Annotated in this window: 19 protein-coding genes and 1 tRNA gene; 9 read left to right on the top strand and 11 right to left on the bottom strand. The window is 71.9% G+C overall.

Annotation, left to right across the window (positions count from 1 at the left end):
* The first annotated feature begins 83 nt into the window (after nt 1-83).
* Nucleotides 84-755, top strand: a complete 672-nt coding sequence (locus tag DI272_RS39475) for a FadR/GntR family transcriptional regulator (RefSeq protein ID WP_109499969.1) — start codon at nt 84-86, stop codon at nt 753-755.
* 226 nt (nt 756-981) lie between these two features.
* Nucleotides 982-1,992: a PAC2 family protein gene (locus DI272_RS39470; protein ID WP_109499968.1), complete on the top strand. Its 1,011-nt coding sequence runs from the start codon at nt 982-984 to the stop codon at nt 1,990-1,992.
* Between the two features lie 67 nt (nt 1,993-2,059).
* Here the strand turns inward: DI272_RS39470 and DI272_RS39465 are convergent, their stop codons facing one another.
* Nucleotides 2,060-3,013 carry an SMP-30/gluconolactonase/LRE family protein gene (locus DI272_RS39465; protein ID WP_109499967.1) on the bottom strand — a complete coding sequence of 318 codons (954 nt, stop codon included), beginning with the start codon at nt 3,011-3,013 and terminating at the stop codon, nt 2,060-2,062.
* 290 nt (nt 3,014-3,303) lie between these two features.
* On the opposite strand from DI272_RS39465, the gene DI272_RS39460 reads away from it, so the two are divergent.
* Both DI272_RS39460 and DI272_RS39455 read left to right on the top strand, forming a co-directional pair.
* Nucleotides 3,304-5,088: a S8 family peptidase gene (locus tag DI272_RS39460; RefSeq protein WP_109499966.1), complete on the top strand. Its 1,785-nt coding sequence runs from the start codon at nt 3,304-3,306 to the stop codon at nt 5,086-5,088.
* Nucleotides 5,089-5,124: 36 nt separating this feature from the next.
* Complete coding sequence (locus DI272_RS39455; protein WP_109499965.1) at nt 5,125-5,760, top strand: hypothetical protein; 636 nt, start codon at nt 5,125-5,127, stop codon at nt 5,758-5,760.
* A gap of 60 nt (nt 5,761-5,820) precedes the next feature.
* Here DI272_RS39455 and mshC read toward each other — a convergent pair whose 3' ends face one another.
* The 4 genes from mshC to DI272_RS39435 all read right to left on the bottom strand — a co-directional run bounded on the left by mshC (nt 5,821) and on the right by DI272_RS39435 (nt 9,271).
* Complete coding sequence (gene mshC / locus DI272_RS39450) at nt 5,821-7,050, bottom strand: cysteine--1-D-myo-inosityl 2-amino-2-deoxy-alpha-D-glucopyranoside ligase (RefSeq protein WP_109499964.1); 1,230 nt, start codon at nt 7,048-7,050, stop codon at nt 5,821-5,823.
* Between the two features lie 95 nt (nt 7,051-7,145).
* A complete protein-coding gene (locus tag DI272_RS39445; RefSeq protein WP_181387463.1) occupies nt 7,146-7,961 on the bottom strand; it encodes an SCO1664 family protein in 816 nt (271 codons plus the stop codon).
* Nucleotides 7,925-8,515, bottom strand: coding sequence for a DUF3090 domain-containing protein (locus tag DI272_RS39440; RefSeq protein WP_109499962.1), 591 nt, complete (start codon nt 8,513-8,515; stop codon nt 7,925-7,927). Before DI272_RS39440 ends, DI272_RS39445 begins: the two co-directional genes overlap by 37 nt.
* 69 nt (nt 8,516-8,584) lie before the next feature.
* A complete protein-coding gene (locus DI272_RS39435; RefSeq protein ID WP_109499961.1) occupies nt 8,585-9,271 on the bottom strand; it encodes a histidine phosphatase family protein in 687 nt (228 codons plus the stop codon).
* Between the two features lie 62 nt (nt 9,272-9,333).
* Here DI272_RS39435 and corA point away from each other — a divergent pair, with 62 nt between their 5' ends.
* Complete coding sequence (corA, locus tag DI272_RS39430) at nt 9,334-10,332, top strand: magnesium/cobalt transporter CorA (protein ID WP_181387462.1); 999 nt, start codon at nt 9,334-9,336, stop codon at nt 10,330-10,332.
* An 18-nt stretch (nt 10,333-10,350) separates the two neighbouring features.
* Here the strand turns inward: corA and DI272_RS39425 are convergent, their stop codons facing one another.
* On the bottom strand, nt 10,351-11,139 hold the full coding sequence (locus DI272_RS39425) for a ferritin-like domain-containing protein (protein ID WP_109499960.1): 789 nt from the start codon (nt 11,137-11,139) through the stop codon (nt 10,351-10,353).
* 236 nt (nt 11,140-11,375) lie between these two features.
* Entirely contained in the window at nt 11,376-12,431 is a 1,056-nt protein-coding gene (locus tag DI272_RS39420; RefSeq protein ID WP_109499959.1) for an LLM class F420-dependent oxidoreductase, read from the bottom strand.
* A 176-nt stretch (nt 12,432-12,607) separates the two neighbouring features.
* On the opposite strand from DI272_RS39420, the gene DI272_RS39415 reads away from it, so the two are divergent.
* Both DI272_RS39415 and DI272_RS39410 read left to right on the top strand, forming a co-directional pair.
* Nucleotides 12,608-13,594, top strand: a complete 987-nt coding sequence (locus tag DI272_RS39415) for an aldo/keto reductase (protein ID WP_109499958.1) — start codon at nt 12,608-12,610, stop codon at nt 13,592-13,594.
* The gene (locus DI272_RS39410; RefSeq protein WP_109499957.1) at nt 13,591-15,813 is read left to right on the top strand and encodes a helix-hairpin-helix domain-containing protein; all 2,223 of its coding nucleotides are present in this window, start codon (nt 13,591-13,593) and stop codon (nt 15,811-15,813) included. Before DI272_RS39415 ends, DI272_RS39410 begins: the two co-directional genes overlap by 4 nt.
* A gap of 144 nt (nt 15,814-15,957) precedes the next feature.
* Here DI272_RS39410 and DI272_RS39405 read toward each other — a convergent pair whose 3' ends face one another.
* Complete coding sequence (locus tag DI272_RS39405) at nt 15,958-16,680, bottom strand: hypothetical protein (protein WP_109499956.1); 723 nt, start codon at nt 16,678-16,680, stop codon at nt 15,958-15,960.
* Between the two features lie 47 nt (nt 16,681-16,727).
* Between DI272_RS39405 and DI272_RS39400 the strand changes: the two genes are divergently transcribed.
* Nucleotides 16,728-16,916 carry a DUF5703 family protein gene (locus DI272_RS39400; RefSeq protein ID WP_030053310.1) on the top strand — a complete coding sequence of 63 codons (189 nt, stop codon included), beginning with the start codon at nt 16,728-16,730 and terminating at the stop codon, nt 16,914-16,916.
* A gap of 66 nt (nt 16,917-16,982) precedes the next feature.
* On the opposite strand, the gene DI272_RS39395 is transcribed toward DI272_RS39400, so the two are convergent.
* From DI272_RS39395 to DI272_RS39385, 3 genes are all read right to left on the bottom strand, one after another.
* A complete protein-coding gene (locus tag DI272_RS39395; RefSeq protein WP_109499955.1) occupies nt 16,983-17,864 on the bottom strand; it encodes a chaplin in 882 nt (293 codons plus the stop codon).
* A gap of 124 nt (nt 17,865-17,988) precedes the next feature.
* Nucleotides 17,989-18,222, bottom strand: coding sequence for a chaplin ChpH (chpH, locus tag DI272_RS39390; RefSeq protein WP_109499954.1), 234 nt, complete (start codon nt 18,220-18,222; stop codon nt 17,989-17,991).
* Nucleotides 18,223-18,369: 147 nt separating this feature from the next.
* On the bottom strand, nt 18,370-19,695 hold the full coding sequence (locus tag DI272_RS39385) for a M20/M25/M40 family metallo-hydrolase (RefSeq protein ID WP_079308594.1): 1,326 nt from the start codon (nt 19,693-19,695) through the stop codon (nt 18,370-18,372).
* A gap of 187 nt (nt 19,696-19,882) precedes the next feature.
* On the opposite strand from DI272_RS39385, the gene DI272_RS39380 reads away from it, so the two are divergent.
* Nucleotides 19,883-19,970: transfer RNA gene (locus DI272_RS39380), tRNA-Leu, on the top strand.
* Nucleotides 19,971-20,262: the final 292 nt, after the last annotated feature.

Here is a 20,262-nt window from a genome sequence, read left to right as displayed (position 1 = left end):
TGCGTGGCCTGTCGGCCCCCATAATGGCGTGAGACATCGGACGTCTCGGCGGACCGGCGCGTGGACCACAGGGGAGGCCGTTCATGGCAGTGACCGACGAGGCGATCGAGAAGATCAAGGGCATGATCGTCTCCGGCGCCCTGCGCCCCGGCGACCGGCTGCCGAAGGAGAGCGAACTCGCCGCGGAACTGGGCCTGTCCCGCAACTCCCTGCGTGAGGCCGTGCGCGCCCTGTCGCTGATCAGGATCTTGGACGTACGGCAGGGCGACGGCACGTACGTGACGAGCCTCGATCCCCAACTGCTCCTGGAAGCACTGAGTTTCGTCGTCGACTTCCACCGCGACGACACCGTCCTGGAGTTTTTGGCCGTGCGCCGCATCCTGGAACCGGCCGCGACCGCGATGGCCGCCTCCCGGATCAGCGAGCAGCAACTCAACGCGCTGTCGGCCCAGTTGGACAAGCTCGGCGACACCCCGTCCGTGGAGGAGCTGGTCGCCTGCGACCTGGACTTCCACCGGGGCATCGTGCAGAGCTCGGGCAACTCCGTGCTCTGTTCGCTCCTCGACGGGCTGTCGGGCCCCACCACCCGGGCCCGGATCTGGCGCGGCCTCACCCAGGAGGACGCCGTCAGCCGCACCCTGCACGAGCACCGCATGATCCTGGCCGCCCTGCGGGACCGGGACGCGGAGGCGGCGCGGTCGTGGGCGACGGTGCACATCGCGAGCGTGGAGCAGTGGCTGCGCGCGTCGCTGTGACCTACCCGGGTTCGCCTGCCGTGGTCCGACGTCTACCCGGGTCACCGACCGGCCCGCGGGACATCCGTGCAGGGTGATTCGGCACAGCTCGGATGACCGGGGGTGTTCCGGGGTGGCTAATGGGGCAGTGATGCGTTCACTCCCCCGTGCAAGGGGGCTGCGGACGCCCCCGCCGGACGCCGTAAGGTTGGGGCGTACGGGAGGGCACGTCGGAAGGAGGCGCTGGGTGATCGAGCTCGAGGGGGTTCCCGAGCTGATCGACCCGGTCATGGTGGCCGCGTTCGAGGGCTGGAACGATGCCGGCGACGCCGCCTCCACCGCGGTCGCGCATCTGGACAGGGAGTGGAAGGGCGAGGTGTTCGCGGCGCTGGACGCCGAGGACTACTACGACTTCCAGGTGAACCGGCCCACGGTGTGGATGGACGCCGGGGTACGCAAGATCACGTGGCCCACGACCCGGCTCTCGGTGGTCCGGGTCGGCGGTGAGAAGCCGCGCGATCTCGTACTGGTCCGCGGTATCGAACCGTCCATGCGCTGGCGCTCGTTCTGCAACGAGCTGCTCGGCTTCGCCCATGAACTGGGCGTGGAGCTGGTCGTGATCCTGGGCGCCCTGCTGGGCGACACCCCGCACACGCGTCCGGTCCCGATCAGCGGGACGACGTCCGATCCGGACCTGGCCCGGCGGATGGACCTGGAGGAGACCAAGTACGAGGGGCCCACGGGCATCGTCGGGGTCCTCCAGGAGGCGTGCACGCACGCCGGGGTGCCCGCGGTGTCGCTGTGGGCGGCCGTGCCGCACTACGTCTCGCAGCCGCCGAACCCGAAGGCGACGCTGGCCCTGCTCAACCGGCTGGAGGACCTGATCGACGTGCGCATCCCGCTGGGCGAGCTGCCCGAGGACGCGCGGGCCTGGCAGGTGGGTGTGGACCAACTGGCCGCCGAGGACAGCGAGGTCGCCGAGTACGTCCAGACGCTGGAGGAGGCCCGGGACACCGCCGAGCTGCCGGAGGCGTCGGGTGAGGCGATCGCCCGCGAGTTCGAGCGGTATCTGCGGCGCCGGGACGGCGGCAGCCAGCCGGGCGGGCACGCGACGGAGAGCGGCGACGGCGCGTCGTATCTCCGGGACAACCCCACCGGACGCAGCAGGCCCTCGAAGCCGACCCGGCCGAGCACGGACCCGGATCGGGAGCCGGGGACCGAGACGGGCTCGGACGGCGAGGATTCGTCGGAGGAGTGAGGCCGGGTAGCGGCAGGGGCGGTGCGCGCAGCGCGCACCGCCCCTTTTCATGCCCCGAGGGCCGCCGTCACACCTGCGGGACGGCCACCGCGTCGTAGTCGGTGTCGGGCGTCGGCTGCTCCACGTCGAAGCGGGCGTTGGGCAGGTAGAGCCGGTCGCCCCAGGCCGCCACGGTCGTCGGGATGCGGAAGCGCGGGTCGGTGATCCGGGTGATCGCCGTGCCCTTGGTCCCGGCCGCGTTCAACCGGAAGACGTCGATGGCGTTCTGGGCCTGCTGGACGACGTAGAACGTCCGCCCGAGCAGCAACATGCCGTCCCCGTTGGGGAGTTTGGCGGTGCCGAGGTCGACGGCGGTCGCGGCTCCGGTGCGCGGGTCGATGCGCATGAGGGTGCCGCCGTCGGCGAAGCAGTTCACCACGAGCAGGGCGCGGCCGTCGGGGGTGCGCTCGATGCCGTTGGCGGTGAAGTCGTCGCCCTGGACCCAGTCGCCGGACAGGGGCAGCGCCGTCAGCTTGCCGGGCTCGCCGTGCTTGCCGAGGGCGACACGGTAGAGCTGCGCCTTGAAGGAGTCGGTGAACCAGGCGGCGCCCGGGGTGAGGATCACGTCGTTCACGAAGGTGCCGCCGGTGGCGTACACCTTCTCGATCGCGCCCGAGCGGAGGTCCACCGTGCGGATCTCCCCGCTGTCGCCGCCGGCGAGGAACAGCCTGCCGTGGCCGGTCTTCAGGCCCACGGTGGGGTGTCCGGCGCCGAGGCCCTTGCTGACGACGGAGCCCCGGCCGGTGGCGAGGTTCGCCCGGTAGATGTCGCCGTTGGCGAGGGAGCCGAAGTACGCGAAGGGTGTGCCGCCGATGGTGATGCCCTCGGGCTGGAAGCCGTCGGGCAGCGGGAACTGGTCGGGCCAGGCGGGCTTCGGCTTGTCGGCCGCGTGCGCGGTGCCGCCGAGGAGGGCGGCTCCGGTGAGTGCCACGGCTCCGGTGAACAGTCTTCTACGTGCGAAGGAACGTGCTGTGGGTGCCACTGTGCGTCCTTCTGCCAAGGGGCCGGTGATCACCGGCCGAACGGTCAACAGACGCTCCCACCCCATCACATGACAGCCACCTCCGCAGCCTTTGGCCGGATTATGACGTGACATCTGTTTCAGGGCGGATTGCACACGTTACCCAATTCAACTTGTTTCAAACCGAGTTGGCGAAGACAGGGGTGGACGAGGGGCCGCAGGAGTGCTTGGTTGTCCCCCGGAGGCGCACCAAGTCCCCAGTTGTCGCACCCCAACCAGGCACCCGCACGGACCGAAGGGAGCGGTACCCGATGACCGACCAGGTACAGCCGGCGCAGGGCCCGGGAGCGTCCGGGCCGGGGCCTGACGGAGCGGGATTCACCTATCGAGGAGCCGAGCAGGAACTGATCGTCGTCGCCCGCCCCGAGGCCCGGCTGCGCGCCGGCGCGGAGGGCGTCCGGTCGGCGGCGGGCGCGGACGTATCGGCCCTCAATATGTTCCTCAGCGACGAACAGCTCGCTCTGGAACCGCTGTTCGGAAGCGAAGAAAGGTTGCAGCAGTCGGCCACGGCGAGCGTCGAGAACGTGCCCGACCTCGCGCTGTTCTACCGGGTGCGGGGCGATCAGAGCCGCGCCCAGGAACTGCGCTCGCGGATCGCCGCGCTGCCGGGCATCGACACAGCGTACGTGAAGCCGCCGGCCGTCCCCGCCTCGCTCGGGCAACTCGGTGAGGACGGCGGGCGGTTGCGGGAGGGCGGTCGCCCGGACGAGGGCGGGCGGTCGAAGGAAGGCGGCCGGCTCAAGGAAGGCGCCCCGGCCACCCCCGACTTCAGCAGCCGACAGGGATATCTGCGGCCCGCACCCGAGGGGATCGACGCCCACTGGGCCTGGCAGCGGCCCGGTGGGACCGGTCAGGGCGTGACGGTGATCGACGTCGAGGGCTCCTGGCAGCTCGGTCACGAGGATCTGGCCGCCAAGCTCGCCGGTGTCGTGGTCGGCACCCCGCTGACCGACATCGCCTGGCGCAACCACGGCACGGCCGTGATCGGCGTGATCGGCGGCGACCGCAACGAGCACGGGATCACGGGCATCGTGCCGGACGCGGTGACGGCCGCCGCGTCCTTCCAGGGCATCGGCACCGCGGCCGCGATCCACGCGGCGGCGGACCGGCTCGGCCCCGGCGACATCGTGCTGATCGAGCTGCACCGCCCGGGCCCGCGGCTGGACTTCGCCGACCGCGACGACCAGAAGGGCTACGTCGCCCTCGAATGGTGGCCGGACGACTTCGCGGCCGTCCGGCACGCCACCGCCAAGGGCGTGATCGTCGTGGCAGCCGCGGGCAACGGGGCCGAGTCCCTCGACGACGCCGTGTACGAGCGTCGCCCCGACGAATTCCCGGAGTGGTGGCGCAACCCGTTCAACCCGTCCAACCAGTCCTCCGGCGCCGTCCTGGTCGGCGCGGGCGCCCCGCCGCCCGGCACGCACGGCCGCGACCACGGCCCGGACCGCTCCCGGCTCGCGTTCTCCAACTACGGTGCCCGCGTGGACGCCCAGGGCTGGGGGCGCGAGGTCACCACCACCGGCGGTTTCTGGGACCGGCCGGGCGACCTCCAGGGCGGTCCCGAGGAGATCGCCTGGTACACGGACGCGTTCTCCGGGACCTCCTCGGCCTCACCGATGGTGGTGGGCGCCCTGGCCACGCTCCAGGGCATGCTGAAGGCGGCCGCACAGGCGCCGATGTCGCCGGAGCAGGCCCGCGCGACGCTGCGGGCGACCGGCTCCCCGCAGCAGGACGCGCCGGGCCGGCCGGCCTCCCAGCGGATCGGCAACCGGCCCGACATCAAGGCGGCGGTCACCCATCTGCTGCCGCACGCGGTCGGCTCGGGCCAGGCCGAGCGGTACTGGGACGAGCTGCTGCCGTATCCGCGCGAACTCCCGCCGCGGCTCCGGCTGTTCGTGGCCGGTGACTGGCGGAACCTCAACCACCCGTCCCCGGAGATCCGCCAGGCGGTGCACTCCGCCTTCGCGGGGGGACGGCCCGACGTCCGCGTGTGGTTCGCGGACGACGAGATCGTCGGCCTGGTCGTCACCGGCTGACGCAATCCCAACCCATCAAGGGAAGGTGGCACCCGCATGAGCACCACCCCGCAGATGAGCCAACCGGGACAGCAGCAGGGACAGCAGTTCCCGAGCACCTCGCCCTACCAGCAACAGCAGCAGCCGTTCGGGCAGCAGGGCCAGGGCCAGGGCCAGGGCCAGCAGCAGCCGTTCGGCCAGCAGCAGCCCGGCATGGGCATGGGTATGGGTATGGGCATGGGCGGGTCGCTGGAGCAGCTCCAGCAGCTCGGCCAGCAGCAGCCCTATCAGCAACTGCTCCAGCAGCTGGGGCAGCAGGGCCTCGGCCAGCAACAGGGCTTCGGCCAGCAGCAGATGGGCCAGCAGCAACAGCAGCAGCAGGTCGAGCAGCAGGTGCAGCAGCACATCCACCAGATCGCCCAGGCCGCCGTCCAGTACGTGCAGCAGCAGGTCCAGACGCAGGCGCTCCAGGCCGGTATCGCCAACGGCTACGTCGACGTCGTCCAGCCGCTGCCGGGGCAGCCGAGCGTGATCGGGCTGGTCATCGCCGGCCAGCTGAGGGTCCTGTTCAACCCGAACGCGCAGACCCACGACCAGGTCCAGGAGGCGTTCGCCTTCGGCCACCAGGTCATCGGCATCTGGGACTCCCAGACCCCGCAGATCCTGCGCAGCATCCAGATCCGCAAGCTCTGACCGGCACCAGGTGACACGAAGGGCGCTTCCGCCGCGCGGCGGAAGCGCCCTTCCCGTCGGCTACAGCGCGACGCCCAGCAGCGCGTCCACCGCGCGCGAGACGACGCCGGGCGCGCTCTCGTCGGTGCCGCCCGCCTCCTCCTGGCGGGCCGCCCAGCGGTCGACCGCGGCGAGCGCGGCCGGGGCGTCCAGGTCGTCGGCGAGGGCCTCGCGGATCTCCTCGACGAGCGCCTCGGCGGCCGGGCCGTCGGGCCGGGAGACGGCGGCACGCCACCGTCCGAGCCGCGCGACGGCGTCCTCCAGCACCTGGTCGGTCCACTCCCAGTCGGCCCGGTAGTGGTGGGCGAGCAGGGCGAGCCGGATGGCGGCGGGGTCGACGCCCTCGCGGCGCAGCGCGGAGACGAAGACCAGGTTGCCCTTGGACTTGGACATCTTCTCGCCGTGCAGGGCGACCATGCCGGCGTGGACGTACGCCTTGGCCATGGGGAACTCGCCGGTCAGCACCTGGGCGTGGGAGGCGCCCATCTCGTGGTGCGGGAAGGCGAGGTCGGAGCCGCCGCCCTGGACGTCGAAGGTCATGCCGAGGTGGTCGAGGGCGATGGCGACGCACTCGATGTGCCAGCCCGGGCGCCCGTGGCCGAGCGAGCCGCCGTCCCAGCTGGGCTCACCCGGCCGGGCGGCCATCCACAGCATCGGGTCGAGCGGGTTCTTCTTGCCCGGCCGGTCGGGGTCGCCGCCGCGCTCGGCGGACAGCAGCCGCATGGCGGCGGCGTCGAGGTTCGAGACCTTGCCGAAGTGCGGGTCGGACTCGACGGAGAAGTAGATGTCGCCTTCGAGTTCGTAGGCGGCTCCGGCGTCCCGCAGGCGTTCGACGAGCGGAACGATCCCGGGTATCGCCTCGACGGCGCCGATGTAGTGCTGCGGCGGGAGCATCCGCAGGGCGGTCATGTCCTCGCGGAAGAGGGCCGTCTCCTTCTCGGCGAGGGCGACCCAGTCGACGCTGTCCCGCTCCGCGCGTTCCAGGAGCGGATCATCCACGTCGGTGACGTTCTGGACGTAGTGAACCTGCCGCTTGGTGTCGAGCCACACGCGCTGCACGAGGTCGAACGCGTTGTAGGTCGCCGCGTGCCCCATGTGGGTGGCGTCGTACGGCGTGATGCCGCAGACGTAGATACGGGCGACGGGACCGGGGTCGAGGGTGACCAGACCGCCGGTCGCGGTGTCGTGGATCCTCAGGTCGCGGCCCTGACCAGGCAGGGCGGGGACCTCGGAAGCGGGCCAGGCATGCATGTCATGAGCCTAACCGGACGGATGTTCCGTATACGAACCGGACCGGGCCGGATGGCCGGTAAGGCGTCCTTGCGCGCCACCGGCCCCCTGTGCTGCTACACGGGCGGCCAGGGAATGGCCGGCCACTCGCCGCTCGGCTCCGGGTGCCTGCCGGTGGCGAGCAGTTCGTCCACCCGCGCGCGGGTGGCGTCGAGTTCGGCGGGCGTGATCAGTACGGCGAGACGAGCGGCCAGGGCTCCCTGCGCGCCGAGCGCCTCCTTGAGGCCCTTGAGGACGTCGACCGCCTCCCCCGTCAGGGGCTCCCCGGCCCAGCCCCACAGCAGGGTGCGGAGCTTGTTGTCGACGTTGAAGGTGACGCCGTGGTCGATGCCGTAGAGGCGGTCCTCGGCGGGCAGCAGGTGGCCGCCCTTGCGGTCCGCGTTGTTGATCACGGCGTCGAGGACGGCGAGCCGGCGCAGCCGTTCGTCGTCGGCGTGGACCAGCAGCGCGGTCTTGCCGTCGCCGGCCTCGGCGAAGCCGATCGCCTTCCAGCCGGGCTCGGGTTCCTCGCCCTCGACCAGGGCGAGCAGCTCGGCACCGGGCGCGCCCTCGATCCACAGCTGGACCATGCCCTCGCCGAAGGGCCCGTCGCGCAGCACGGTGGGCGGGACCAGGCCCCAGCCGGTCGCCTCGGACACCTCGTAGGCGGCGACCTCGCGCTGGGCGAGGGTGCCGTCCGGGAAGTCCCACAGGGGGCGTTCGCCGCGGACGGGTTTGTAGACGCAGAAGGCCTCCTCGCCCTCGTGGGCGACGGAGCAGTACAGCACCGCGTTGGAGGCGTCCCGGATCTGTCCGCGCACCGTCAGCTCACCGCGGGTGAGCAGCTCTGCCGTGGTCACGCTCCGCGGCGGTATCCGTTCTGGCGCGGACATACGTGTCCTTCCGGGTCGAGCGGGAGGCTGCACAGCGGGCACGGCGGCCGCCCGGCGTTGACGACGTCCAGGGCCCGCTTGGCGAAGGCTCTCGCCTGCGCGCCGGTGAGCCGGACCCGCAGCATCGGGGGGCCGTTCTCCTCGTCCTGGAGGAGCCGTTCCTCGGCCTCGGCGAGGTCCTCCTCGGAGTCCGCGTCGAGCTCGACGAGGGCCTGCGCCTCGACGATCATGCGCTGTTCCTCACCGTCCCAGGCCAGCGCCATGGTGCCGACACGGAACTCCTCCTCGACGGGGGTGTCCAGCGGGGCGGTGTCGGAGATCTCGGTGGGCGCCACGGCCGGGACGGAGGCGTTGCCGCCGCTGCGCCGGACCACCTCGTCCAGCAGCTCGTCCATGCGCTCGGCGAGGGCGGCCACCTGGGTCTTCTCCAGGGCCACGCTGGTCACCCGGGAGCCGGCGGTGGCCTGGAGGAAGAACGTACGGCGCCCGGGCAGTCCGACCGTACCGGCCACGAAACGGTCCGGGGGGTCGTAGAGGAACACCTGACGGGACACGTCCTGTCTCCTGGAGTCGTGGATGGGTGCGCCGCACTTGCGACCGCTTCACCCTACTGCGCCCGACGATCACGGTGCGCCCGCACCACCCCCGACCGGGGCGTCGCCGCCCTCGGGTGCCTCGCGCGGCACGAGGGACGTGAAATCACCGGTGTCGCCGAGACGTACGAGGAACGGGCGCAGACGGGTGTAACGGATCGCTGTGATGGAACACGGTTCGACGGAGATCCGTTGGAAGAGGTCGAGATGAAGACCGAGAGCATCCGCGATCAGCGACTTGATGATGTCGCCGTGCGAGCACATGAGGTAGACGGCGTCGGCGCCGTGGTCGCGCTCCACGCGCGCGTTCCACTCCCGTACGGCCTCGGCGGCGCGGGTCTGCATGGCCCGCATCGACTCCCCGCCGGGGAACGCGGCCGCGGACGGGTGGGCCTGGACGACCTGCATCAGGGGCTCGTCCCCGAGCTCGGCGAGCTTGCGGCCGGACCAGTCGCCGTAGTGGCACTCGCCGATGCGGTCGTCGGTGTGCGCGGTCAGTCCGGGGCGGGCGTCCAGAAGAGGCTGGAGGGTCTCCTGGCAGCGCTGGAGGGGGCTGGTGACGATCTCGGCGAGGGGCAGTTCCGCGAGCCGCTGCGGCAGCGCGGCGGCCTGCGCCCGGCCGCGCTCGTCCAGGGCGACACCGGGCGTCCACCCGGCGAGCAGGCCCTCGGTGTTGGCGGTGGATCGTCCGTGCCGGACGAGGATCAGCGTGGGCATGCGGCCCAGGGTAGGCGCACGCGGGCGTGCACCGGCGGGCCGGCGACGGGAGAATACGCACCGTGATCGTGGACTGCGCCGTCTACCGCGACGGACACCGCACCGAGGGCCCCGACGACCTCTCCGCCGCCCTGGAGGAGGCGCGGGCGGCGGGCGGGTTCGTCTGGATCGGGCTGCACGAGCCGTCGGAGCGCGAGTTCGGCCTCGTCACCCAGGAGTTCGGGCTGCACCCGCTGGCGGTGGAGGACGCCCTGAAGGCCCATCAGCGGCCGAAGCTGGAGGTCTACGACGACTCGCTGTTCCTCGTCCTGAAGCCGGTGGTGTACGAGCCGAGGAGCGACCGGGTCTCCACCGGCGAGGTCATGCTGTTCCTCGGCGACTCCTTCGTGGTGACCGTCCGGCACGGCGAGGGCGCCCCGCTGAAGGCCGTGCGGCGGCGTCTGGAGCAGGAGCCGGAGATGCTCCACAAGGGCCCGACGGCGGTGCTGTACGCGGTCTCGGACGCCGTGGTCGACCACTACGTGGAGGTGGCGACCGAGCTCCAGACGGACCTGGAGGAGCTGGAGGCGGAGGTGTTCTCGCCGGACGGGGGCGGCGGCTCGCGCAACACCGCGTCGCGGATCTACACCTTCAAGCGGCAGATCCTGGAGTTCCGCCGGGCCACCGGCCCGCTCGCGCTGCCGCTGACCCGGCTGGCGGGAATCGGCCAGTTCGGCGGCGCGGTGCCCTTCGTCAGCGAGAAGGCGCGCCCCTTCTTCCGGGACGTCAACGACCACCTCACGCGCGTGAACGAGTCCGTGGAGGGGCTGGACCGGCTGGTGTCGGACATCCTGTCGGCGCATCTGGCGCAGATGAGCGTCCGGCAGAACGACGACATGCGGAAGATCTCCGCGTGGGCGGCCATGGCCGCGATCCCCACGATGATCGCGGGGATCTACGGCATGAACTTCGACCACATGCCGGAGCTGCACTGGGTGTGGTCGTATCCGGCGGTGATCGCGCTGATGGCCGTGCTGGAGGTGCTGCTGTACCGGACGTTCAAGCGCCGGGGCTGGCTGTAGGCCGGGCCGTCCCGCGGCTCAGGCGAACTCGGGGGCGGCGGTGGCGGGGCCGCCGAGTGCGTCGCGGCGTTCGGGCATCTTCAGGGACACCATGCGGCGCCAGCCCGCGGCGCGTTCGTAGGCGTACACCGCGTGGATGCCCGCCGCGAGGACCGCGGACCTGGCCCGCGGCCAGCCCAGGATGCGGCCCATGTGGGCCATGACGGCGAGGCTGACGTCCCGGTAGACGCGGATCTCGGCGAGCGCGCACTCCCGGAGGATGCGCTGGATGTCCCGGCCGTGGCCGGCGTACGCGAAGCGCAGCAGTTCCTCGTGGCAGTAGGCGAGGTGGTTGTCCTCGTCGTTGGAGATCATCCTCACGGCCCGGCCGAGGTCGGGATGGTCGGCGAAGTGCTTGCGCAGCAGCTCCATCTGCTCGGAGGCGCGCTGTTCGGTGACCCTGCTGTGCGCGAGGTAGGTCACGATGTCCTGCACGGTCAGGGGCTGGTCGGCCTTGAGCTTGTCGTGGGCGAGGCCGATGCCGTTCCGCTCCAGGAGCATCGTGTAGTCGGTCTCCGGGGGTACGGGGACGGGTTCGAGACCGCGCTTCTTCATCAGGGCGTTGAAGATCCGGCCGTGTTTGTCCTCGTCAGCCCCGTGCCGGGTGATCTTGGGGGCGAGTGCGCGCTCGTCCTTCGGGACCAGGGCGGCGATGCGGGCGTTCTCCCAGCCTCCTTGCGACTCCCCGCTGGCGGCGATGGAGCAGAACAGGCGGAAGGAATCGTCGTTGTCGAGGATCTCGGTGAACAGACTCTTGGCCGAAAGCATCGTGGGCACCTCTCTGCCGGACTCCGCGGCATTCCGCAAAGAACGAGTCAAATGCGGCGCGAGGGGTGCTGCAACAGTTGTGTCGGACAACTCCGCCAAAAGGAGGACCCACGGGGTCACGTCGGGGGCGTAACCCGGCGGGCCCGCGCGCGTTGTTCTGCGTGACGGCCGTGGCGGGGAAGACCCCCGAGCCCCCACCACGGCCGCAGAAACCTCCGGCGCTCCCGACGGGCGTGTTACGCGAGCCCGGCCCGCTCCAGGGCCTCGGCGCCGGCGCGGAGCGAGGCGATCCGCTCGTCGAGCGTGAAGCCCGCGGGAGCCAGGCTCAGCGAGGTGACACCGGCCGCCGCGTACTCCTTCATCCGGTCCGCGATGCGGTCGACGGAGCCCAGCAGCGTCGTCTGGTCGATCAGCTCGTGCGGGATCGCGGCGGCGGCGCCCTGCTTGTCGCCCGCGAGGTACTTCTCCTGGACCTCGGCGGCAGCCGCCTCGAAGCCCATCCGCTGGGCGAGCTGGTTGTAGAAGTTCTGCTTGGCGCTGCCCATGCCGCCGACGTAGAGGGCGGTGTAGGGGCGGAAGGTGTCGGCGAGCGTGGCCACGTCCTTGTCCTCGCCCACCGCGAGCGGCAGCGTCGGGTGGACGTCGAACCCTTCGAGCGTCTTCCCGGCCTTCTCGCGCCCGGCCCGCAGGTGCTTGATCGTGGTCTCCTCCAGGTGCGCGGCGGAGGGGAAGATCAGCAGCGCGCCGTCGGCGATCTCACCGGTCTGCTCCAGGTTCTTCGGGCCGATCGCGGCGATGTAGAGCGGGATGTGCTCGCGCTCGGGGTGCACGGTCAGCTTGAGGGGCTTGCCGGGGCCGCCGGGCAGGGGCAGCGTCCAGTGCGCGCCGTCGTACGACAGCCGCTCGCGCGTCATGGCCTTGCGCACGATCTCGACGTACTCACGCGTGCGTGCCAGTGGTTTGTCGAACTTGACGCCGTACCAGCCCTCGGAGACCTGCGGCCCGGAGACGCCGAGGCCGAGGCGGAAGCGGCCGCCGGAGAGCGAGTCGAGGGTCGCGGCGGTCATCGCGGTCATGGCCGGCTGGCGGGCCGGGATCTGGAAGATGGCGGAGCCCACGTCGATGCGCTCGGTCTGCGCCGCGACCCAGCTGAGCACCGTCGCCGCGTCCGACCCGTAGGCCTCGGCGGCCCAGCACACGGCGTACCCGAGCCGGTCGGCCTCCTGGGCGACGGCGAGATTGTCCGCGTCCATTCCGGCGCCCCAGTAGCCGAGGTTGATCCCGAGCTGCATGGCGGATTCCCCTTACCGATCAGTAACGTCCTTGTGCGCCGACCTTAGCGCGGGGGTGCGGATCGGGGCAGGTCGCGGTCGTGTTCCGCGGCCCACACAGGTGGCCGTGACGATCAGGAAAACTGGTCGTCCACAGGCCCCCACACCACTGGTTCAGGCCAGTAATGTCGGCGCTCATGGAGCAGAGGCATCTCGGCCGCACCGGCCTGCGCGTGTCCCGTATCGGACTCGGCACTCTCACGTGGGGCAGGGACACCGACGAGCACGACGCCGCGGACCTCTTGAAGACGTTCTGGGAAGCGGGCGGCAGCCTCGTCGACACGGCGGACGTGTACGGCGACGGGGAGGCCGAGTATCTGCTCGGACGTCTCATAGACGGGCTGGTCCCGCGCCGGGACCTGGTGATCTCGACCAAGGCGGGCAGCGTGCCGGACCCGGACCGCCGCTTCGACGGCTCGCGCGGCCACCTGCTCTCCGCGCTGGACGCCTCCCTCACCCGCCTCGGCACGGACCACGTCGACGTGTGGCACGTCCACGCCTACGACCCGGAGACCCCGCTGGAGGAGACGCTCCAGGCGCTCGACCTGGCGGTCAGCAGCGGACGCGCGCGCTACGCCGCCGTCTCCAACTTCTGCGGCTGGCAGCTCGCCAAGGCCGCGACCTGGCAGCTGGCGGCACCGGGCACCCGGACCCGGCTGGCGGCCACGCAGCTGGAGTACTCGCTGCTCCAGCGGGGCGTGGAGCGCGAGGTGCTGCCGGCCGCGCTGGACCTGGGCATCGGCCTGCTGCCGTCTTCCCCGCTCGGCCGGGGCGTGCTGACCGGCAAGTACCGGGGGGACGCCACGCCCGCCGACTCCCGGGGCGCCTCCGAACATCTGGCGCCGTTCGTCGCGCCCTACCTCGACGACACGGCGAGCCGCATCGTGGACGCCGTGCAGACCGCGGCCGACGGGCTCGCCGTGACCCCGCTCCAGGTGGCCCTCGCCTGGGTCCGCGACCGGCCCGGGGTGACCGCCCCGATCGTCGGCGCGCGCAACGCGCAGCAGCTCACGGCGGCATTGTCAGTGGAGGCCCTTAGTCTTCCTGACGAGATCTGCCGGGCGCTCGACGACGTGTCGGCGCCCGTGCACCGCTATCCCGATCACGACTGGAGCACGCTGTGAGCACGGAGCCGGGGCCCACGGAGGAGACCGAGCCGGAGGAGGCACCGACCGGGGAGGACGCCTCGGCGGCGACCGGACAGGCCGCCGCCGAGAGCGGCGCCGCGGAGACCACGGGGGAGGCCGTCACCGAGGCCGCCGGCGCGGAGACCGCGGAGGAAGCTGCCGAGGCCGCCGACGCGGAAACCCCGGAGGAACCTGCCGCCGAGGCCGCCGGCACCGAGGGCGAGGCCGCTGCCCAGGTGTCCGAGGCCGCCGCCGAGCTCGCGGCGCAGAAGGTCGAGCGGGAGCGGATCGCGCGGCGGAAGGCCGAGAAGCAGGGGCCCGTCGAGAGCGGGGCCAAGCTCAGCGGCAAGGCGGCCGATCTGCTCGCGGCCGTGCGGGCGGTCGAGAGCGGGGCCAAGCCGGTGGCGGCGGTTTTCAGCGAGCCCCCGGCACCGCGTAGGCCCGCGCCGGAACCCGTGCCGCGTCCCCGGCCCGTCTCCCCGGCCGGGCCCGCGGCCCCGGCCGCGGAGGCCGTCGAGTCCGTGCGTGCCGTCCTGGCCGAGGGCGGCGCCCCCGAGGCCCTCGTCCCGCAGGTCGCCGCCGCTCTCGGCGAGGGCGCGGCCGAGCGGCTGCGGGCCGATCCCTGGCAGTTGCTGCGGGTCGGCGGGGTGCGGCCGGAGCAGGCCGACGGCTTCGCGCGGGCACTGCTCGGCGCGGAGTGCGGCCCGGACGACGAGCGCCGGGGCCGTGCCGTCACCGTCTGGCTCCTGGAGCAGGCCGCCCCGGCCGGGCACACGGCGCTCGAACTGCCCACGCTCACCGCCGCGCTGGGCAAGCAGGGCGTGCCGGACGCCGACGCGGCCGTGCAGAGCACCCTCGCGGAGGGCGAGGCCCTGGTCTTCCAGGACGCCCTCGACCCGCGGGCCCCGGAGCCCGAGGACGAGGACGAGGAGCGCCCGGTCCGGGTCCTGGTCGGCCTGGAGCGGTACGCACTGGCCGAGGAGAGCCTCGCCGACGGGCTGGCCCGCCTCATCAACTCGGCGCCGAAGCAGGACGGGTCGGTCGAGGAGTGGGAGCGCGCGGCGGGCTCCGCACCGGCGTCGGCCGGTGAGCTGATCCGCGCGGTCGCGGGCCACGGCCTGGTACTCCACACGGGCGGCGAGGCGTCCCTGGCGGAACCGGCGGCACTGCTGCACGCGGCGGAGCAACTCGGCCTGCGCGTCTGGGCGACGGCCCACGGCCCCCTCGGGCGCGACCGCTTCGCGGCCCTGGCGTCCGGGGCGACCACCGTGACCACGGTCGGCGGCCTGCTCTCCGGCGCCGAGGGCCCCGGCCGGGACGCCGAGGGCGCCCTCGACCTGGATCTCCTGCTCGTCGTCGACGCCCCCCAGCTGGACGTGGAGACGGCGGCGCTGCTCGTGGAGTCCCTGCCCGACGGGGCGCGGCTGGTGCTGGCCGGTGACCCGGGTGTGCTCTGGTCGGCGGGCCCGGGGCGGGTGTTCGCCGATCTGCTGGCCGCGCGCGTCTGCCCCCAGGTCGCCTCCCGGCGACCCGACCCCGGGCCGCTGGGCGAGCTGGTCTCAGGTATCGGCATCGGCGAGCTGAACCAGGTCGAGGCCCCCGGCAAGGAGGTCGTGATCGTGCCGGTGCGGGACGCGGGCGAGGCGGTGCACCGGACCGTGCAGCTCGTCGCCGACTCGGTGCCGCGGGCGATCGGCGTCCCGGCCGAGGACACCCAGGTCATCACCCCGGGGCACGGCGGGGCGGCGGGCACCCGCGTCCTCAACGCGGCCCTGAAGGAGCGCCTCAACCCGGGCCCGGGCCGCTTCGGCGGTTTCGATCCCGGCGACCGTGTCGCCTACTCCCCCACGCCGGGCCGCGTCCTGCCCGGCCGCGTGGTGAAGGCGGACGCCGAGGGCCTGCACCTGTCCTGCGCCGGTGAGGACGTCGTCGTACCGAAGGAGCGGGTGGAGCAGTCCGTGCGCCATGGCTGGGCCCTGACCGCTCACCAGGCGGCGGCCGGACGCTGGCCGGCCGTGGTCGTGGTCCTGCCGGGCGACGCCACCCAGGCTCTGAGCCGCCCCTGGGTGTACACGGCGTTCGGCAGGGCCTCCCGCCACCTGTCGGTGGTCCACGGCGCGGACCAAGCCCTGCCGAGGGCAGTGGCAGAGATCGAGGCGAAGCCGCGTACGACCCGGCTTCCGGTGCTGCTCGCCGCGCAGCCGACGTCGGGCTGACCCCCCGGAGCGTGCGGGAAGCCGCGCGACCGGCCCCCGCCGCCCCGCAGTCACCGGAGGCGCACGGCGCATCCGTGCACAAACCGGCGGCGGTCACGGAGGAGCAATCCCCATGACCGCCGCCGTTCCGGCTGGAGGCCGGCGCTAGCGTTCCGCGTCCAGCGGTTCCAGGTCGTCCAGCTCGTCATCGACGTCGTCGCCCTCGTCGATCTCGTCGATCTCGTCGACGTCGTCACCCTCGTCGTCGACCTCGTCATCAAGTTCGTCGTCGAAGACCGCGCTCACATCGAACCGGCACACCACCTGCTGCGGATCGACCCCGTCGAAGGGCGCGTCCAGCCATTCGCCCGGCTCGGCCGGTTCCTCCGCCGCGGTCACCCACAGCGTGGAGTCGCCCTCCTCCAGGCCGAACTCCTTGTGCCGCGAGGCGATCTCGTCCGGCTCGTACTCACCGAAGAGCAGGCCCAGCGCCCCGTGCACCGTGCCGGAGGCCCCCTCGCCGGAGGGCCCGGCGTCGGAGTCAGCGGACTCGATGCGCTGGGCCTGTGCCAGCAGCCGCTGCGGCTCCGCGACCGCGTAGTCACGGCGGATCAGCACGCTCAGCGCGTTCGGTTCCTCGGGACCCGCGTACGGCGGCAGTTCCTCCGCGCCGGGGATCTCGAAGGGCGTGACTTCGTCGTAACGGTCGTAGAGCAGCTCGTCGTACGCCTCGGCGGCCGCGGCGAGTTCGTTGAACGCCTCGTAGACGGCCTGGTCGTCCTCCCCCGACCGGCGTTCGACCGCCGCCAGGTGGCGGTCGAGCGCGGTCTTGACCGCCTCGGCGGCGGCGCGTACCTCGGCAGCGGTGGGCTGCTCAGCATCAGACATAGTGCAGACGCTATCCGTACCAGGCCCCAGCCCGCACAATAGATGCGATGCCGGAATACGAATTTGTCGACGTGTACGTGCCGCGCGGGGTCTCCCGCAAGGACGCCACACGTCTGCTGACGGACCATGCCGAGTACGGACACTGGGAGTTGGACCGCCTGAGCCTGCTGCGTGACGGAAGCCGCAAGGTGCGGCTGCGCCGCAGGATCATCCGCCAGGTGCGTGCCACTTGGTGAGGTGAGGCCAGGAACACGGAGCGGGCCCCGCATCGGCGGGGCCCGCTCCGTTTCGTGTCCGCTGCGCTACGCCGAGGCACGAGCCTTGCGGTACAGCACCGTGCCCGCCAGCAGCGCGCCCGCGCCGACCGGCAGGGTCAGGCCCAGCGGCAGGTCGCTGCCCGTGTGGGCGAGCTGGGCGGCACCGCGGGGCTGCGTGACCGTCTGGGTCCCCGGGTGGTTGCCGCCCGGCGTCTCGTTGCCCGCGGAGGGCGGGGCGCTCGGGGTGCCGGGGTGGACCGGCTCCACCGGGTTGCCCGGGTTGCCCGGGTTGCCCGGAGTGCCGGGGGTCCCTGGGGTGCCCGGGTTTCCAGGGGTGCCGGGGTTCCCCGGAGTGCCCGGGTTGCCCGGCTGTTCCGGGCCGCCGGGGGGCGGAGTCTGGTGGCCGCCACCGCCCGGCGGCGTGCCCGGGTGGCCGCCGCCCGGGTTCTCGCCGCCGTTCGCGCAGTCGTTGCCCGTCGTGGAGTTGCCGACCCCGATGATGTCGACGCTGTTGCCGCAGACGTTGACCGGAACGTCCACCGGCGCCTCGACGTGGTTGCCCGAGCCGACACCAGGCGAGTCCGAGGCGTGGCCACCGGAGGACGCGCCGCCGCCGGAGCCTCCGTGTCCCCCTGAGCCGCCGTACCCGCCGGAGTCCCCGTATCCGCCCGAGCCGGACGACCCGCTGTGGTTGGCGCACTTGTTGCCGACCGCCGGGTTGAGCACACCGACGACGTTGACCGTGTTGCCGCACACGTTCACCGGCGCGTGCACCGGCGCCTGCACCGTGTTGCCCGAGAGGACGCCGGGTGAGTTCGACGCCGAGCCGCTCGCCCCCGAGTCGGCGTGCGCGGCGCCGCCTGCCGCGGCGATCACACCGGTCGCGGCCGCCATCGTCATCAGGCCTTTGCGGGTGACCTGTCGCATTCCTGAATTCCCCCTGCCTTTTCGATTCCGACCTGCAATCCTCGTGAAAAGACCGGTCGGCCCCGGAGCGCATGGCGCGCGCTCCGAGGCCGACGGGCTCAGCCCCTATGGGCGAGGCACAACGTCACTTGTTGATGCAGGTGTTGCCGAAGGCGGGGTTCAGCACGCCGATCACGGAGACCGTGTTGCCGCACACGTTCACCGGAACGTGAACCGGCACCTGGACGACGTTGCCGGACAGGACGCCCGGGGAGTGCACCGCGGCACCCTGAGCACCCGAGTCGGCAGCAGCGAGGCCCGCGCCCGCGAGAACCAGCCCACCAGTGGCAGCCGCAGCGGCGACGACCTTCTTGATCATTATTCCTCCTTGTTGGCAATGCGGTCCCAAGTAGCGGATCGCATCACCTGTAACGAGGAGGGAGTAATGGAGCTACGAGCTTATGAGTGCATTCACCCGTCTCAGTCATGTCCGCACACGCTGTCGATTACCGGCGTCAACCCGCCGTCAGGACGCGTCGATGAACCGGTCGAGCACCCGCACCCCGAACTTCAGGCCCTCCACCGGCACCCGCTCGTCGACCCCGTGGAACATGCCCGCGAAGTCCAGCTCCGGCGGCAGCTGGAGCGGCGCGAAGCCGAAGCAGCGGATGCCGAGGTCGTCGAAGGACTTGGCGTCGGTGCCGCCGGAGAGCATGTAGGGCACGGCCCGGGCGATCGGGTCCTCGGCACTCAGGGCGCTCTGCATGGCGTCGACGAGCCTGCCGTCGAAGTCGGTCTCCAGCGCCTTGTCGCCGTGCACGTCCTCGCGGCGCACGCGCGGGCCGAGGATGCGGTCGAGGTCGGCGAGGAACTCCTCCTCGTAGCCCGGCAGGAAGCGCCCGTCGACGTGGGCGGTGGCCTGGCCGGGGATGACGTTGACCTTGTAGCCGGCGCCGAGCATGGTGGGCGCCGCCGAGTTCCTGAGGGTCGCGCCGACCATCTTGGCGATGCCGCCCAGCTTGGCGAGGGTCTCGTCCATGTTCTCGGGGTCGAGCTCGGTGCCGAGGGCGTCGGAGAGCTCGTCGAGGAAGGACCGCACGGTCTTGGTGACCCGCACCGGCCACTTGTGCCGGCCGAGCCGGCCGACGGCCTCGCACAGCTCGGTGATCGCGTTGTCGTCGTTGGTCATCGAGCCGTGGCCGGCGGTGCCGTCCACGGTGAGACGCATCCAGTGCATGCCCTTCTGGGCGGTCTCCACCAGGTACAGCCGCAGGTTCTCGTTGACGGTGAAGGAGAACCCGCCGACCTCGCCGATCGCCTCGGTGACGCCCTCGAAGAGATCGGGGTGCTTGTCGACGAGGTACCGGGCGCCGTACGTGCCGCCCGCCTCCTCGTCGGCGAGGAAGGCGAGGACGATGTCGCGCGGGGGCTTGCGCCCGCTGCGCAGCCGGTCACGGACGACCGCGAGGGTCATCGCGTCCATGTCCTTCATGTCGACCGCGCCACGGCCCCACACACACCCGTCGGCGACCTCGCCGGAGAAGGGGTGGTGGGTCCAGTCCGCCGCGTTGGCCGGTACCACGTCGGTGTGGCCGTGGATGAGCAGCGCGGGCTTGGAGGGGTCCTCGCCCTCGATGCGGGCGACGGTGGAGGCGCGGCCCTGGTGGGATTCGAAGATCTGCGGATCGAGGCCCACCTCGGCGAGCTTCTCGGCGACGTACTCGGCCGCCTTGCGCTCCCCCGGCCCGGAGTGGTCGCCGTAGTTGCTGGTGTCGATTTGGATCAGCTCGCGGCAGAGGTCCACGACCTCGTCCTCGCCGGTGACGTGCCTGGTCGTGTCCGTCCCGCTCACGCTGCTTCCTCCCGCTGTCACTGCTGGTGGTTCCCCTCATCCTCTCTCTCCGACCCGCCGCGCCCAAGACCGGACCCGGCCCGTCACACGCCGTTCACGCGGGAGCGAGGGGGTGATCGGAGCACCTCGAAAGCCTGGTAATGTTTCCTCTGTCGCCGCGAGGGAAACCCCGCACGACAGACACCTTGTCCGGGTGGCGGAATGGCAGACGCGCTAGCTTGAGGTGCTAGTGCCCTTTATCGGGCGTGGGGGTTCAAGTCCCCCCTCGGACACCAGCTAAAACCCCTGTTGACCAGGGGTTTTCTGCTTTTCCGGGGCGATTTTCCCGACTGCCGGGCCGCGTCGGCAAAAGCACCAACTCGGCCTGTTCTCGGAGCTCTTGGGCGATGTGGGGCCGATGTGGGGCATGTCTCGTCCACCGCCGGGAGCCGCAGGTCAGGCAGTGTCCGAACGGTCCGGGCCCCCACCCGGACGGGCCTGTGCGGTGGCCGCTCACAGGGCGCGGACCTAGCGTCGTACTAAAATTTCCGGCTTGTTACCGAGCTGGAGCCGGACAACCCCAGGCAG

It is taken from the genome of Streptomyces sp. Act143 (assembly GCF_003143935.1).
Classification (GTDB): Bacteria; Actinomycetota; Actinomycetes; order Streptomycetales; family Streptomycetaceae; genus Streptomyces.
This window is presented reverse-complemented; position numbering and strand designations above follow the sequence as displayed.